Below are 15,559 nucleotides of genomic sequence, written 5' to 3' on the forward strand. Positions count from 1 at the left end.
ATCGTTAAAATGGACAATTTAGAAGCCTTTTTTATGCAACAAAATATACTTATGAATTGACGCATTCGAAGAATCCACGCAATAATGGAACCATTGAATAATTTTAGGCAGAGGAGTAATCGGTATGTTAGAGCGTTACGGACATGGAGGAGATTTGGAAAGTGCTGCAAAGGCATATGGAATTGAAGAGAGTGTATTTCTAGATTTCAGTGCTAACATAAATCCTCTTGGTCCACCTGGGCAAGTACTAAAGCAATTGGAGCTGGCTCTATCGTCAATCATTCGTTATCCTGATCCAGGCCATCGGCAATTTAAACATATCCTTGGTCGTAAGCTGAGAGTTAACGAAGATAACATCTGTGTAGGGAATGGTGCGGCAGAGTGTATGTCCCTTATTCTACTCGGGCTTCACCCACAGAAGGTAGGCATTATTGAACCCTGTTTCTCGGAGTACCGCCAGTTATCAGAACAATTTGATATAGAAGTGCATTCGGTACGCGGTAGACAAAACAAGGATTGGAAAGCAACGATCGAGGACATTGGCGAATTGATACAACAGGTGAACCTGGTGTTTATTGGACAGCCGAACAATCCGAATGGTGTACAGTATACTCTTCAAGAGCTGCATATATTAGCTGAGTTGGCTGAGCAATCGCAGACCTATCTCGTTGTAGATGAAGCTTTTATTGATTTCATTCCAGAACAACAGCAAGCGTCATTATTGACGCAGCTCGAAAAGTATCCCCGTACGCTGCTAGTACGGTCTATGACGAAGTTTTATGCCATACCAGGTCTGCGATTGGGCTACACCTTGGCACATCCAGATGTCATCAAATCCATGACAAGAAAGCAGGTAACTTGGAGTGTGAATGGATTGGCATTGTTAGCGGGTGAGGCGGCACTTGATTGTGATAAAGAATTCGAGCGAAACACCATGGAACTAATAACGAAGGAGCGTGAAGTGCTGGTCCAAGGGCTTCGAAGATTAGGATGTGAGGTAAGTCCGGGGGAAGCGAATTTCTTATTAGTAAGACTTCCTGATCCATGGCGTGCGATAGATATGCAGCGGGAACTTGGAATCCGGGGGATATTAATTCGAAGTTGTGCGATGTATCCTGGACTGGGACAAGGACATATTCGGATCGCAGTTAAAGGCTCGGAAGCAAATCAAGTATTTCTAACGGAGATACAGAGTGTGATAGAGAGTTTAGGATGAGAATAGGAGTTTAAAGATGACAACACCTTTTTTAAATGGAGACAGTACGCTTTATAAATCTAAGGCTTGGCCCGGTCTAACGCTTACACGGCATGAATGTCATTTGCTGCTCCAATCCCCTGTCCATATGGATTGTCTTAGCAGCGCTATATACGGCGGAGGTATGGGGAGGATCGATCGGGTAGCCAATATTTATGTAGATCGGTTCTATGATTGCAATCATCCGGAAAAAGATGTGGAGAAGCTGTTCCAAGAGTGGGGCTATACACAGCAATCTACGGCAGGATTATTGACAGCTGTTCGGCTCAAACATGCTGCTGTTCTTGAAGAAACCGGGGAAGACGCTTCCCTATTCTGTTGTACTACGGCGGGAGTATCGAACGGCGCACGTGCTGGATCTGAGCGGACTACATATCCAGTTTATCAACCGGGTACGATTAATATCATGCTCATCATTGATGCTAGAATGACTCAAGCAGCGATGGTGAATGCTGTTACAACCGCTGTAGAAGCGAAGGTAGCTGCTCTGGCTGATCTGGGAATTCGTGATGCAGAGAATGGATTGATCGCTACAGGAACCACAACGGATGCTATCGTGTTAGGAGTCAGTCAATCCGCTTCCTATTCTACTGAACATCGATATTGTGGAACGGCAACGGATCTGGGAGCTGCGATTGGGCGGGTGGTTTATGGAACGGTAAAAGAAAGCTTGAAGGCTGCGGGAGTGAATCCATCATGATGGAGTGGGCAACAATATTCATAATATGCGCTGCATACCTATTGGATCTCATCATTGGAGACCCGCGCTGGCTTCCTCACCCTGTGATAAGTATGGGAAATTCGATCAAACGGTTAGAGAAGAGGATTCGTAGTCATGTCATTCAACCGGACCAACTGAAAAAGGCCGGAATTCTACTCCCGGTTATTATCGTGGGAGGTTCGCTGCTTATAACCTGGGTATTGTTGAGAGGACTTTATATGATTCATCCATGGCTTGCAACGGGAGCGGAGGTCATATTAATCGCTACGACCATTGCTACGAAAGGGCTTAAGGATGCGGGTATGGAAGTGTACAATCATCTTAACCGTGGGGATTTACCTGCTGCTCGGCAAGCACTAGGAATGATTGTTGGACGTGATACAGCGCACTTAGACGAGCCTGAGGTTGTTCGTGGTACGGTTGAGACGGTCGCAGAAAATATTGTTGATGCCATAGTGTCTCCGCTATTCTACGCACTTATTGGAGGAGCTCCACTTGCAATGGCTTATCGGGCTGTGAATACCCTAGATTCTATGGTTGGGTACAAGAATGATAAATATATTAACCTGGGGTGGGCTTCGGCCCGTTTGGATGATATTGCTAACTTCATTCCAGCACGAATAACAGCTCTATTACTGATCGTTAGCAGTTGGATCATGCGTCTGGATTACAAAAAATCTTATCGTACCATAAGACACGATGCCCATCTCCATCCAAGTCCCAACAGTGGATTTCCTGAATCAGCTGTAGCTGGAGCTTTAGGAATTCGGCTCGGAGGTGAGAACGCCTATAACGGTGTGGTATCTTTTCGTGCATATATGGGCGAATATTCCCGTCCGATGGATAAGGGGGATATTCAGTCAACCATTAGATTAATGCTGGCTGCATCGTTATTATTTCTGCTCCTGAGCATACTTGCCATATGGAGTATAGGTGGTACATTATGGAGTTAAAGCTCATATGTATTCGTCATGGGAAAACGCAGTGGAATAAGGATAAACGATATTTAGGTCATACAGATATAGGAATTCTCCAAGAGTCATTGAAGGAGCTTTTGCCTGTGAAAAATGCCCTTGAAGGAAGAACGTTTCATAAGGTATTCTGTAGTGACTTAAAGAGATGCAGGGAAACGCTCGATTGGATTTATTCTGCTTCAACAGATAGCGTAGTCTTCGATAACCGTTTACGAGAAATGGATTTTGGAGATTGGGAGGGGAAGACATACGATCAGTTAAAGCATTCTAGGATCTACCGGGAATGGCTGGACAATCCTCAATCCGTGACTCCTCCAGGAGGTGAAGCCTGGGAGCATTTTCAGGGGAGGCTGGCAGACTTTATGAACAGCCTGACCTATTGGGTGAAAGATGGAAGTAAGGATAACCAGGTGCTAATGGTGACTCATGGTGGAGTGATAAGACAACTAGCGACTATGACCATTCCAGGTTCGACGTTCTGGGATTTCTCTGCAGATCCGGGGAGCTTGTTAACGTTGAAGTTGACATGTGATAAGGGCAAATGGATTGGACACTTGTGAGTGAGCCATTAGAGCACTGTTTTTAAGGGGTTGTAAGGTGTCCTTATCTAACTTATAATTTTAAATTGAGAGGTAATACTTGTATCTAAATGAATATAAAAACTTGTGAGGTCTAGATTAGAAGCACAAATATGTGCTTTTATTGCCTAGTTAATGGGGAAGCCGGTGCAATTCCGGCACGGTCCCGCCACTGTGAACAGGGATGTTCTCGATTTACCACTGTTTTGCAACAAGCAGAATGGGAAGGTGAGAATATTAGCGAACCTGTGAGTCAGGAGACCTGCCTTATGAGTAGTACGACGGTCCTTCGAGGAAAGGATTACGTTTGGCTTGTGGAAGTACTGCGATTTTAACCCGGTACATAGCCGCGGGACTCATGGCAATTACTATGAACCCCGTATGACGTAATCCCTGATTCTTTCTTGTAAAAGAAGATCAGGTTTTTTTTGTTGCACAGACTATCGTTGAGATCATTTATTGAAATAACAAGGGGAGCATCTCGCAGAACATGAAAACGAAGATAGAGGAGAGAAATCACAATGAAACAAATGTGGAAGAGTTGGACTACGGGTGCTATAACGATCATTCTGGTACTAGCGCTCGCAGCTTGCGGAAGCAATAATGAACCGAAACAAGAGACAGAACCAGCACCGGCAGCAACAGAACAAGTGAATCCCCCCGCTGAAGAGACAAGTGTACTGAAAACAGAGTATCCTCTAACTGTAAAGGATGCTACAGGTGAGACTCTTACATTTAAAGAGGCGCCAAAGAAGATTATATCCATCTCGCCTGCAGAGACAGAAAGCTTGTTTTCGCTAGGGTTAGATGAGCAGATTATCGGTGTTTCTGACTATGATGATTATCCGGAAGCAGCAACAACCAAGCCGAAAATGGGTGGTTTGTACAATCCTAACGAGGAAGCAATTATCGCAGCACAACCTGACCTCGTAGTAACAGGTATCTCTATGAGTGCAGAAGCTGCACAGCATTTGCGTGATCTAGGTATCACTATCTTCAAGACAGATCCGAAAACGGTGAATGATGTTATTGCAAATATTGAATTGTTTGGACAAATAACGGATCACCAAGAAGAAGCAAAAACGGTTATAGACAAAATGAAACAAGAGCAGAATGAAGTAACAGAAGCGGTTAAATCACTTACACCTGAACAGAAAAAGAAAATATATATCGAGTTTTCCCCTGGTTGGACGGTAGGTAGTGGTGAGTTTATGGATGAATTAATCACTCTAGCTGGTGGAGTTAACGTTGCTGCTGATACAGCGGGATGGTATGAAATCAGTGAAGAGAAAATCATTAAAGATAATCCTGATGTGATTCTGTTCTCAAAGAATGTTATTGATGACAAAACACAGAAAACGTTAGACCAAATGATTAAAGCACGTAGTGGGTGGGATCAAATAACAGCTGTTAAGAATGATGCTGTCTATGGATTAGACGATAACCTGGTTAGTCGTCCCGGTCCACGTGTGACAGAAGGTCTCAAAGAAATAGCAAAAGCGATCTATCCTGAGCTGTTGAAGCCATAAGTAGTCACAACTAAGAGCAACTAAAGGAGAAATGATGTATGAAACAAGGAATCATGGAACGTATCGGAGAAATTCGCGGTCTTGATCAAGCTGCGATTCAGGCTGCAAAATCACATATAAGTAACCTTACTATCCCTCCGGGAAGCTTGGGTAAATTGGAGGCAATGGCACTACAGCTTGCTGGGATTACTGGAGTAGTAAAGCCTTCTTTTGACCGTAGAGAAGTTATTGTTATGGCAGGCGATCATGGTGTATGTGAAGAGGGCGTAAGTGCTTTTCCACAAGAAGTTACACCTCAAATGATTCATAATTTTCTTGCGGGTGGTGCAGCTGTTAACGTTCTTGCCAGACAGGCAGGTGCAGAAGTTGTATGTGTGGATATCGGAGTGAATAGTGAATTGTCCCATCCCGATCTCCTATCGCGTAAAATTCGGTATGGTACAGCTAATATGGCACAAGGTCCTGCAATGACTCATGAAGAAGCGATTCAGTCCATTCTTGTTGGTGTGAAGGTAGTTGAAGATGCTGTCAAACGTGGCGTTCAACTATTTATAACTGGCGAAATGGGGATTGGAAACACGACGGCAAGCTCAGCGGTGACCTGTGCACTCTCTAATATTCAGGTCAGCGATGCGGTTGGAAGAGGGACAGGAATTGACGATTCTCGTCTACAGCATAAGATTGCCGTTGTTGAACAAGCGTTGAAGGTCAATGCTCCTGACGCGCTTGATCCTATAGATGTACTAGCTAAGGTAGGCGGTCTTGAAATTGGTGGTTTAGTAGGTGTAATTCTTGGATCAGCAGTAAACGGTTGTCCGGTTATAATCGATGGATTTATTTCTAGCGCAGCGGCGTTGCTTGCCAAAGCGATCTGTCCAACATCTGCTGATTACATGATTGTGTCGCATGTTTCTCATGAACAAGGACATCGGCAGCTATTACAAGAATTGAATCTTCGTCCTGCATTGGAATTAGACCTTCGTATTGGTGAAGGTACAGGTGGGGTATTGTGTCTACATCTTGTGGATGCAGCGTGTCGGATTGTCAGTGAAATGGCAACCTTCGAAAGTGCGGGTGTCTCAGGTGAAACCAAGGAGCAGACGAAATGATCATACTCGTCACAGGCGGGGCAAGAAGCGGGAAAAGCAGCTTTGCTGAGAGGTTATGTATGTCGAAGTCACAGGAAGCCATATATGTCGCTACGGCTCAAGCTTTCGATGATGAGATGAAGGAGCGAATTGCTCTTCATAAGCTTCAGCGCAGTCAAGCGAACTATTCCTGGCGAAATGTAGAAGAACCGTTTCAACTCGTGAAGCTCCTGAGTGATATGCGTGAGAACAGTCAGGGTGATGATGCTCCTACGGTTCTAGTGGACTGCCTTACGATATGGCTATCTAATATTCTTCTATCCTATGAAGGACAGGAGGATATGCAAGAGAAGGTAAAAGCTGAAATTCTTTGTCTTGTAGAGCAAGCACAGCAATACCCTGGATATTTAATCATGGTAACTAATGAGGTTGGCAGTGGTATTGTACCAGAATATCCTCTTGGCAGAATGTATCGCGATTTGGCTGGGTATATGAATCAGGCAGTCTCCAGAAGCAGTTCTGAGGTTTTCCTGGTCACCGCAGGCATTCCTGTTGAGTTGAAGAGTATGGAGTACAAACTATGACGAAATGGGGACAAGCGGCTGCGGCCGCTTTTCAATTTCTATCACGCTTTCCTGTGAATGCCAATATTGATTACTCGCCAACACTGTTTCGTCAAAGTGTGAAGTTTTATCCGTTTGTAGGAGCTGCTATTGGACTGGTTGTATGGGGAGGTGCTGCAGGATTTGCGTATTTACTACCACCACTACCAGCAGCAGTGTTGACCCTCATCTTATGGGTTGGGCTCACAGGAGGACTTCATTTGGATGGTTGGATGGATACGGCGGATGGCATTTTGAGCTACCGTTCACGTGAACAGATGTTAGACATCATGAAGGATAGCCGCGTAGGAGCTATGGGTGTGTTAGCAAGCACGCTGCTTCTTATGTTGAAGCTCTCTTTAATCTATTCACTGCTAATGAATGGCCTCAACGACTTAGGTCTCTTACTCCTTCCTTTGATTTGGAGTCGCTGGTTCATGGTTCATGCGATGGCTACATGGCCGATGGCTCGTGGTAAGGATGGATTGGCTGGGAAGTTTCATGGTTTAGATAAAGGGCAGATAAGGGCAGCGTTACTAATTGCGATCGTGTTGTCAGGAGTTGCCGCATTAATAGCACCGTTGATCTATATGGACAACCATTCGTTGATGATAGCGCTGCTTGGTTTCATTACGCTTCCTCTGGCAGCTTGGGGTGCAGGGACGTGGCTGGCACGGAGATTGAATGCTACATTAGGAGGATTAACCGGGGATACCTACGGAGCTCTTAATGAGTTACTTGAAGTGGTAGCTTTGCTTATGCTAGTGCTGTTACACAATCATATGTGATAAAAGAATCGAAGTGAAAAGTATCAAGTGAAGGCGACCTTTCGTTCAAAATCGAACGAACTGTCGCCTATTTAATTTGAAGCATACTTATTCCTATAACTTTTAAAAACGGATTAAATAACAATATTTGATAAATTAAACGGGATAACTTTTTTCAATTCTTCAAGATTCATCTCGACCTGGTATCCAATCTTTCCAGCACTAAATATGATTGTTTCAAAATTAGTTGCTGAATCATCAATTGTAGTAATAAAATTTTTTTTCATGCCAATGGGTGAACATCCTCCGTGTATATATCCTGTAATAGCTAATAGATCTTTCGTTTTTAACATTTCAATTGATTTTTCGTTAACACTATTAGCCGCTCTTTTCAAATCCAGTTCATTGGCAACAGGAATAAGAAAAACATAATATTTCTTAGATTTCCCTATCGTTACAAGTGTTTTAAACACCTGATCAGGATTCTGATTTAAAGCATCGGCCACATCAATGCCGCTAATGGCATCTGTATTTACGTAGCTATGACTTTTGTATTTCACTATCATTTTATCTAAAATTCTCATTACATTTGTTTTATATTCCATACTCAACCACCTTACAGATTATATAAATATTCCTCGTAATCATGAATAAACAGTCTATTTCTATAAATACTTATTTTACTACGGTACCATAAAGCCTTCAATGAAGACAGCTGCGCAATAACGCAAAAGATTTATGTGCCCTTAATATAAATTTAATCCTCCATTAAGATTCGCAACTTATTATAAAAGTACCCCTTATACATTTTCTTTATATAGTGAAGCCCCTCTAACTTCGGTTGGAGGGGTTTCGTGTGTTTTCCATGAATATCTCAGAATATTCAAAAAATATTCAGAAGCGTATGATTTAATTGAAATGATATGCTTTCTCGCATAGACATTTTACAAAAGATTTGAGTGGTGAGACTTACAATATGAATATGAAGTTATCTATTAAACAACAGGAAGCTCTTGAGCATGCAGAACATAATGGTGGACGGCTTATTAGATGTAAGGGTGGCCTTTGGACATTTGAAGGGGCGTCATCCATAGGAGAGAATTGGCACGGGCAAGTCACCCCAGAATGGTATTGTACAACAAATACGATCTTCGCTTTGGTACGCCGGGGTTGTATGACTATGGACAATTTTGATAGCTGCTCATTGATAAAGGATTGATAGTGTCATGACACTCGAAACCGTAAGGAGGGCAAGTGAAACAACAATGATCCCTATGTTCAAACTTCGGAACATTTGGGCCCCTTTTCTTGGTAATATAGAATTAAACCATAGAAGAAACGGAGGCCAACGAGGGAAAATGGACCTGAAGGCGATCGTTGTAGACGATGAGTGGCTGGCTCTGAAAAAGATGGAAAAGCTGTTAGTAGAGCAATCCGAATTGGATGTTAAGGTTGAGTTGGTCGGGATTTTTAATGATCCATACCAAGCTTTAGAATTGGCTCAGCAGGAAAAGGTGGATATTGCATTTCTGGATGTGCAGATGCCGGAGATTGACGGATTTGAACTGGCTGAAAGGTTTCAGCAGATTCAACCGCATATTCGGATTATTTTCGTTACGGCTTATCAAGAATACGCTGTAAAAGCTTTTGAGATGAACGCACTCGATTATTTGCTAAAACCGGTACACCAGACCAGACTGGCAACGACATTGAAGCGCGCTGTTGAATCCAACGTGACAAGTAAGCCAATACCGAAGGATGCAGCTCCGCTCACACTCTGTTGTTTGCAAAGCCTGCATTATATCGATACATTAGGAAATGCCCGATTTTTTCCCTGGAAAACATTAAAGGCCCCCGAATTATTTGCGTACCTTGTGTATTATCGAAATAAAACGGTGAGCAAGCAAATGCTGATTGATTTGTTGTGGCCAGGGTACGATGCTGAAAGAGCAACAGCTCAGTTGTATACAGCGATTTACCAAATTCGGAAAATTATTAAGGCTGCCGGACTTGATCTGGAGATTAAATATAAAGATGAAGGCTACCGAATGGTCTGGGGATCGTTGAGGCTGGATGTGGATGATTGGGAGAACGAAGTGCGTCAAGCTGCTGAGGTTACTCCTGCTACGCTTGACAATCACTTATCCATAAAAGCACGTTACACAGGAGATTTTCTGGAAGAGCACCGCTATTTGTGGGCGGAGTACGAGCAAGACCGAATCCGTTTGATTTGGCTGGACCATGTGAAGCAAATTGCAGAATGCTACACATCGCAAGGTCAATATACGGAAGCAATACTGCTGTATCAAGAAATGAAGGAAAAAGTACCTGATATGGAAGAGGGCTATTTTGGATTAATGAAGGTACATGCATCATTGAACCATCAGGCCGAAGTCCGGAAACAATTCCAACTCATCTCGAACAAATTTAAAGAGGAATTTGACGTCCCTCCCAGTAAAGAGTTAACGGACTGGTACGAACATTGGAACAATAACATGCAAACATTAAACCTGAAGATAGGACGAAAGTAACATGAAAATAAAAATAATAGCTGTTCTGCTTATTGTATTTGGAATTGGTATTCTTTTTTATCCAACTCTTGCAGAAAAGTATCATGATAATCAGCAGCAAAAGATTGTGAGAGAATGGCAAAACAGTATGCAAAACATTAGTAATGGTGATGAAGCTGTAGGAGAGAGTCAGCATTCACGAATTTCCGTTAACAACACAAGTACGACGGATGAGAGCGAAAGCTCGGTGGATGATTCAGAGCCCAAAGAAAATGCAAGTTCAAAATTAGGCAGTTATCCCAATGCAGAAGGTATTCTAATGATAGAAAAGATTGATTTGCAGCAGCCTATACTTCACGGGGCGACACAAAAGAATTTGAATACGACTGTAGCAAGTGTTGAGAATACGGGGAGAGCTGGCGAAATCGGTAACTATGCCGTGGCAGGTCACAGGAATCGTACATACGGAAGAAATTTCAACAGGCTCGATGAAATCGAAAAAGGGGATAAAATTCAGGTTAACAACGGAGAGAAATTATTTGAATATACCGTTACGGAAAAGTTATATGTTAAGCCTGAGGAAGTGTGGGTGCTGGATCCCAATGGTGAAGATAAAGAAATAACGTTGATCACTTGTCACCCTATGGTTAACCCTACACATCGCATTATTGTTAAAGGAAAAATAGATGGATGAACGGACAACATCGTCTCTCTAAGGAGAGCGATGTTTTATTTTTTGTGTTATCATAGTTTTTCATGGTTTTTCACAAATTTTCATCATATTCAGAAATTATTCAACATGATGCTGTATAGTCTATGTAAATTGTCATTGCCTTGGCCTACATCAATGGTAGCAATTAATTAGCTTTTTATACATCCTGCTTAAGCCAGTGGTTGAAGGAATTTGAAAATGGAATGAAAAATCATAAGGAGGCGATCAGTGACAGGCCTAGACATTGTTTGAAGTCGGCCAATGTCAATATGTTATGCACCTTAGGGCAGTTAATTAAATTTGTATGAAATACGAGGTGAAGTTTTGTAGTTATGAGGAAATTTAGTAAAACAATTTATTTATTCTTAATTGCAGCTTTAATGATCAATCTCTTGATCCCTACTTCATTTGCCAACGCGACTGATGAATTAGTAAACCCGGTAGTTAGTGAAGAAGGGCAGATTGTTACTGACGAGACTGTCACGGATGAGATTGTCACAGACGAAAGTGTCACTGAGGAGAATGTGACAGATGAGAGTACCACAGACAAGACTGTCACAGAAAGTGTTTATAAAGCTGCGAAAGATACGAAAACCCCTATCATTATAACCGAAAATCTTATTACCAAAGTGGTAATGAAAGATGGTGAAGGGGATAACGCAAATAATATTGAGGAAATTCGTCCAGAGCAAGGGTCGCGTGTTACGATTTATTTTGACTGGAGGCTTCCTGAAAATCACGGATATAAGGACGGTGCGACCTTTACTTTCAATCTGCCAGATAAATTTAAAGTAGACAGAGTATTGACTGGCAATCTGGACGGTGGAGTAGGGGAGTATGAAGTGACTCCGGAAGGCAAAGTCACTTTCACATTTAATGATTCGATTGAGGATAATGAAGAGCTAACAGGATACTTTTTTGTATGGAGAGAATTTGAAGAAAGCAAATTCGAGGGAGGAACTCAACAAGAGGTTGTCTTTGAGTTCACAGAAAAGGATAGTGAAACTATTCCTGTCCATTTCAAAAGTAAGAATGACCGTGAAATAATGAAGAGTGGGAAAGCGAATAAAGGTATGAACCCTAGTGAGATCAGCTGGGTAGTTGATTTCAACATTGGTGAGAAAAAGATTGAAGAAGCAGTCTTTAAAGATGAACTACCAGACGGGCTGAAAATCGTTAAGGATTCCATTAAGGTGTATCCATTAGAGGTCCAATTAAATGGAAGTGTAATTCCGGGTTCACAACTTACTACTGTTACGCCCCAGCTCAATGGAAACGGGTTTGAGCTAAAGCTTGGGAATATAGACAGCGCCTATCGAGTGGAATACATAACTGAGATCACTGGTACTTCCGACGAAATATACACTAACAAAGCGACGCTTTCCGGAAGCACCGGGGAAATCATGAAGGAATCAGCCAGTGTTAATGTGAAATTCAGCAAACCGCTGGATAAAAAATCGACGCATTATGATTCCGCCACTCAAACGATTACCTGGGCCATTCAGTACAATTATAATGAACAGGTGATCGAGCAATCGAAAGCATGGATTAAGGATACTTTTGATACAAAACACCAGGAACTGGTTAAAGATTCATTCAATGTATACGAAATGACGATTGACGATAACGGTGCTGCTAAAACGGCAACAGAGCTTACTTATGGAACGGACTACACAGTTGAAGAAACTGATTATGGATTTAAGCTGAATTTCTCCAAAGACATCAGCTCTGCCTATGAAATCAAGTACCAAACCAAGGCTATTGATCGTGTCCATGAGGATAGCGTTAAAGTTAATAATAAAGTTGAAATCGCAGATGGCACGTCTAAAGAGATTGGCCGTGACATTAACCAAGTAATCTTCGCGAAATCTGCAGATGGAGTGAATTACGCGGCAAAAACGATTCAATGGAAACTAACTCTGAATGAGGACGAAAAAGAAATGAAAGAAGTTGTCATCAGAGATAGCTTTGCTGATCAAGGCTTGAAATTTCTTCCGGAGACATTGAAGATCAGCGGCTTAGAAGCTGGAGATTACACTATAGAGACAGATCCGACATTCGAGGGTTTTGTACTGACGTTTAATAAGCCCATAACGACCAAGCAAGTTATCACTTATAGTACTTATTTTGACTCTACACGTGTCAATGCTAAGCCCTATAAAAATGAGGCTGTGCTGAATTGGGAGGAGAACGGCAAAGCTCAGCCATCCATTACCAAATGGGCCACAGTAGATCCGGATAACTACACGAAAGATAACGGTAATAAAATGGGCATTTATAACGCGGAAACGAAGGAAATCACCTGGACCATCGATATAAACTACAATCTTCACAAGATTGAAGATGCAGTGGTCCGCGATTTCTATACAGGTGAGCAGACTTTCCTTTCGGATTCATTGACCGTACATCAATTAACCCTCAACGGGGGCTCCAATGGAGTAGATGTTGGGGCAGAGGTACCGGCTGACAAGTATAGCTTTGAAACGAAAACGGAAAATGGCAAAAACGGCTTTGAATTGAAGCTCGGCAAGATCGACTCTGCTTATCGAATAACATATAAAACAAGTCTGAAAGGTCATCCTGTAGCGGCTGTATACAGCAACAATGCTACATTGTATGACTCACAAACACCAAATAAAGTGATATTCGAAAAAGGGACTTCGGTTAAGCCTAATTTTGGTGGAGAATATGTATTCAAAACAGGCACACAAGGAACAGGGGCGGAGCAGGATTTTGCTTACTGGGCAGTAAACATTAATCGCAGCTTGTCTCATATCGATAAGGGTGCTACATTAACGGACACATTGTCCCCTAATCAGATACTCGTTAAGGATTCCTTTAAGTTGTATGAAAATATAACTGATTCAAATGGTAATTTGAGAAAGGGTGGCCTGGTAGACGAGTCAGAATATACTTTGGATATTCAGGGCAATTCTTTCAAGCTCGTGTTTATAAATAAGATTGAGACCTCGTTCGTGTTAGAATATCAGTCGTTCATTAATGCTGATAATGGTGAGACCATAACCAATAACGTTAACTTTCAGGGACAATCCTCTGGTACTGTTGATGAGAAAAATGAAAATCAAGTCATAGTGAAGTTTTCTGGAGCAGGGGGCGGAGCGAATTCCCCAGGTAAAGGCAATTTGAAAGTGATTAAGGTAGACGCGGATAGCAAGACGCCGTTAGCAGGAGCTAAGTTCGGACTCTATGACAAATCAGGAAGCAATCTTCTGGAAGAGCTTGTGACAGATGAGAATGGGGAAGCGGTATTCGAGGATTACAAATATAAAGATTACATGCTTAAAGAATTATCCGCCCCACACGGTTATCTGATCGCAGAAGAGTATAAGAATGGAAGCATTATTAAGTTTAAAGCTGACGAACCAGATTCTACGGTGGAGTATACGGTTGAAAATGTAAAAGGCAACTGGTCTGTAGAATTAACGAAAGTCGATAAAGACGATGAGACTAGATCATTAGAGGGTGCTGTCTTTAAACTTCAGTTTCTTGAAGGCGGAAAATACAGTGATGTGCCTGGAAAAACAGAACTCACGACCGATGCAAACGGAAAGATCCAACTCACCAAACTGGATCCAGGCAGCTATCAGTTCATTGAGATTAAAGCGCCAAAAGGCTACAAGCTGAATGCAACTCCGATTCCTTTTACAATCGAGCCTAACCAAACAGCACCTAAAGTGTTGGTTGTACTGAATGAAATTTATGTTGGTTCTGTTGAATTGTTGAAAGTGGATGCGGACACAAAAAGCACTCTTGCAGGTGTTGAGTTTGAACTTCGGGATGCAGAAGGGCATGTTTTGAAGAGCGCCTTGATTACAGATCAAGACGGTAAACTGTTCATAGACCAACTGAAAGCAGGCAGCTATCAGTTTGTTGAAATGAAGGCTCCTGAAGGCTATGTACTGAATCTTGAATCATTAAAGTTTGAAATTATTGATGATACTAAAGTTCAGGTTGTGTTCAAGAACAAGCTAGAGACGGGTTGGGTGAAGCTGACCAAAATCGAACTAGGCCGACCAGCAATCAAATTATCCGGCGCAGAGTTCCGAATTCTGGACGCCAATAAGGTTCCAGTCAAGAACAATGAGGGAAAGGAAATTGCAGGCCTTACTACGGATAGTAAAGGAGAACTGCAGATTCCAGATCTCCGACCAGGTAAATATTATGTTGAAGAGACCAGAGCGCCATACGGTTACAGCATAAAGGACAAACTGACTGAGATCGAAGTAATTGGCGGGAAAGAGACAGTAGTAACCGTGGAAAATACCCGTATACCGGTTACTGGTGGTGGCGGAGAAAACAACCCGAATCCTCCTGTCGGTCCAAATCCTCCCGTTAATCCTGATCCGGAAAAGCCGGTCAAACCTGATCCTGAAAAACCTGTAGATCCAACTGAACCGGGTGAAACGGTTGATCCGGTTGAACCTACTAATCCAACTGATCCAACAGATCCAGGTGACGGTACAGACACAAATCCTCCTGTCGATGGAGGGACTGATTCGGGTGGTTCAGACAATTCAGGTAATAACTCGAATCAAGGCACCAAGCCGACAAACGGCGGTAATGGAAAAAATCCGATTGAAAGTACAAAGCCGCAAAAACCAGGCGATCTACTGCCAAAGACAGGAGAAGATAGCCCACTTCCGTTACAATTGGCTGGGTTCGGCTCCATCGTGTTAGGACTTGCATTGCTGATTCTCAGAAAGAAACAAGTACTTCATAAATAAAATATTATATAGAACATTAAAAAATGGCGGCGCAAGGTTATTACTGCGCCGCCATTTTTTTATTTCGATTAGTGACAC

The 15,559-nt window shown here is 42.4% G+C and carries 12 protein-coding genes and 1 riboswitch; of the genes, 11 read left to right on the plus strand and 1 reads right to left on the minus strand.

Features of this window, described 5'->3' with window-relative positions:
* The first annotated feature begins 124 nt into the window (after positions 1-124).
* The 8 genes from cobD (at position 125) to cobS (ending at position 7,535) form a co-directional block, all read left to right on the plus strand.
* On the plus strand, positions 125-1,216 hold the full coding sequence (cobD, locus tag AC2TF5_RS04920; protein WP_491301113.1) for a threonine-phosphate decarboxylase CobD: 1,092 nt from the start codon (positions 125-127) through the stop codon (positions 1,214-1,216).
* A gap of 16 nt (positions 1,217-1,232) precedes the next feature.
* On the plus strand, positions 1,233-1,955 hold the full coding sequence (locus tag AC2TF5_RS04925; RefSeq protein WP_491301114.1) for an adenosylcobinamide amidohydrolase: 723 nt from the start codon (positions 1,233-1,235) through the stop codon (positions 1,953-1,955).
* On the plus strand, positions 1,952-2,929 hold the full coding sequence (cbiB, locus tag AC2TF5_RS04930; protein WP_491301115.1) for an adenosylcobinamide-phosphate synthase CbiB: 978 nt from the start codon (positions 1,952-1,954) through the stop codon (positions 2,927-2,929). The genes AC2TF5_RS04925 and cbiB overlap by 4 nt, the downstream gene beginning before the upstream one ends.
* Positions 2,920-3,510: a histidine phosphatase family protein gene (locus AC2TF5_RS04935; protein WP_491301116.1), complete on the plus strand. Its 591-nt coding sequence runs from the start codon at positions 2,920-2,922 to the stop codon at positions 3,508-3,510. The genes cbiB and AC2TF5_RS04935 overlap by 10 nt, the downstream gene beginning before the upstream one ends.
* Before the next feature lie 91 nt (positions 3,511-3,601).
* Positions 3,602-3,812: riboswitch (cobalamin riboswitch) on the plus strand.
* 237 nt (positions 3,813-4,049) lie between these two features.
* Positions 4,050-5,057, plus strand: a complete 1,008-nt coding sequence (locus AC2TF5_RS04940; RefSeq protein ID WP_491301117.1) for an ABC transporter substrate-binding protein — start codon at positions 4,050-4,052, stop codon at positions 5,055-5,057.
* A gap of 38 nt (positions 5,058-5,095) precedes the next feature.
* Positions 5,096-6,166 (plus strand): nicotinate-nucleotide--dimethylbenzimidazole phosphoribosyltransferase, encoded by a 1,071-nt coding sequence (gene cobT, locus AC2TF5_RS04945; protein WP_491301118.1) that lies wholly within the window; start codon positions 5,096-5,098, stop codon positions 6,164-6,166.
* Positions 6,163-6,729 carry a bifunctional adenosylcobinamide kinase/adenosylcobinamide-phosphate guanylyltransferase gene (gene cobU, locus AC2TF5_RS04950; RefSeq protein ID WP_491301119.1) on the plus strand — a complete coding sequence of 189 codons (567 nt, stop codon included), beginning with the start codon at positions 6,163-6,165 and terminating at the stop codon, positions 6,727-6,729. The genes cobT and cobU overlap by 4 nt, the downstream gene beginning before the upstream one ends.
* A complete protein-coding gene (cobS, locus tag AC2TF5_RS04955) occupies positions 6,726-7,535 on the plus strand; it encodes an adenosylcobinamide-GDP ribazoletransferase (RefSeq protein ID WP_491301120.1) in 810 nt (269 codons plus the stop codon). Before cobU ends, cobS begins: the two co-directional genes overlap by 4 nt.
* Positions 7,536-7,648: 113 nt before the next feature.
* Here cobS and ybaK read toward each other — a convergent pair whose 3' ends face one another.
* Positions 7,649-8,119 (minus strand): Cys-tRNA(Pro) deacylase, encoded by a 471-nt coding sequence (gene ybaK / locus AC2TF5_RS04960; RefSeq protein WP_491301121.1) that lies wholly within the window; start codon positions 8,117-8,119, stop codon positions 7,649-7,651.
* 753 nt (positions 8,120-8,872) lie between these two features.
* Here ybaK and AC2TF5_RS04965 point away from each other — a divergent pair.
* From AC2TF5_RS04965 to AC2TF5_RS04975, 3 genes are all read left to right on the plus strand, one after another.
* Positions 8,873-10,045, plus strand: a complete 1,173-nt coding sequence (locus tag AC2TF5_RS04965) for a response regulator (RefSeq protein WP_491301122.1) — start codon at positions 8,873-8,875, stop codon at positions 10,043-10,045.
* A 1-nt stretch (position 10,046) separates the two neighbouring features.
* Positions 10,047-10,718 (plus strand): class D sortase, encoded by a 672-nt coding sequence (locus AC2TF5_RS04970; protein ID WP_491301123.1) that lies wholly within the window; start codon positions 10,047-10,049, stop codon positions 10,716-10,718.
* 350 nt (positions 10,719-11,068) lie between these two features.
* Positions 11,069-15,481: a collagen binding domain-containing protein gene (locus AC2TF5_RS04975; protein WP_491301124.1), complete on the plus strand. Its 4,413-nt coding sequence runs from the start codon at positions 11,069-11,071 to the stop codon at positions 15,479-15,481.
* Positions 15,482-15,559 lie beyond the last annotated feature (78 nt).

It is taken from the genome of Paenibacillus sp. JNUCC 34 (assembly GCF_058269055.1).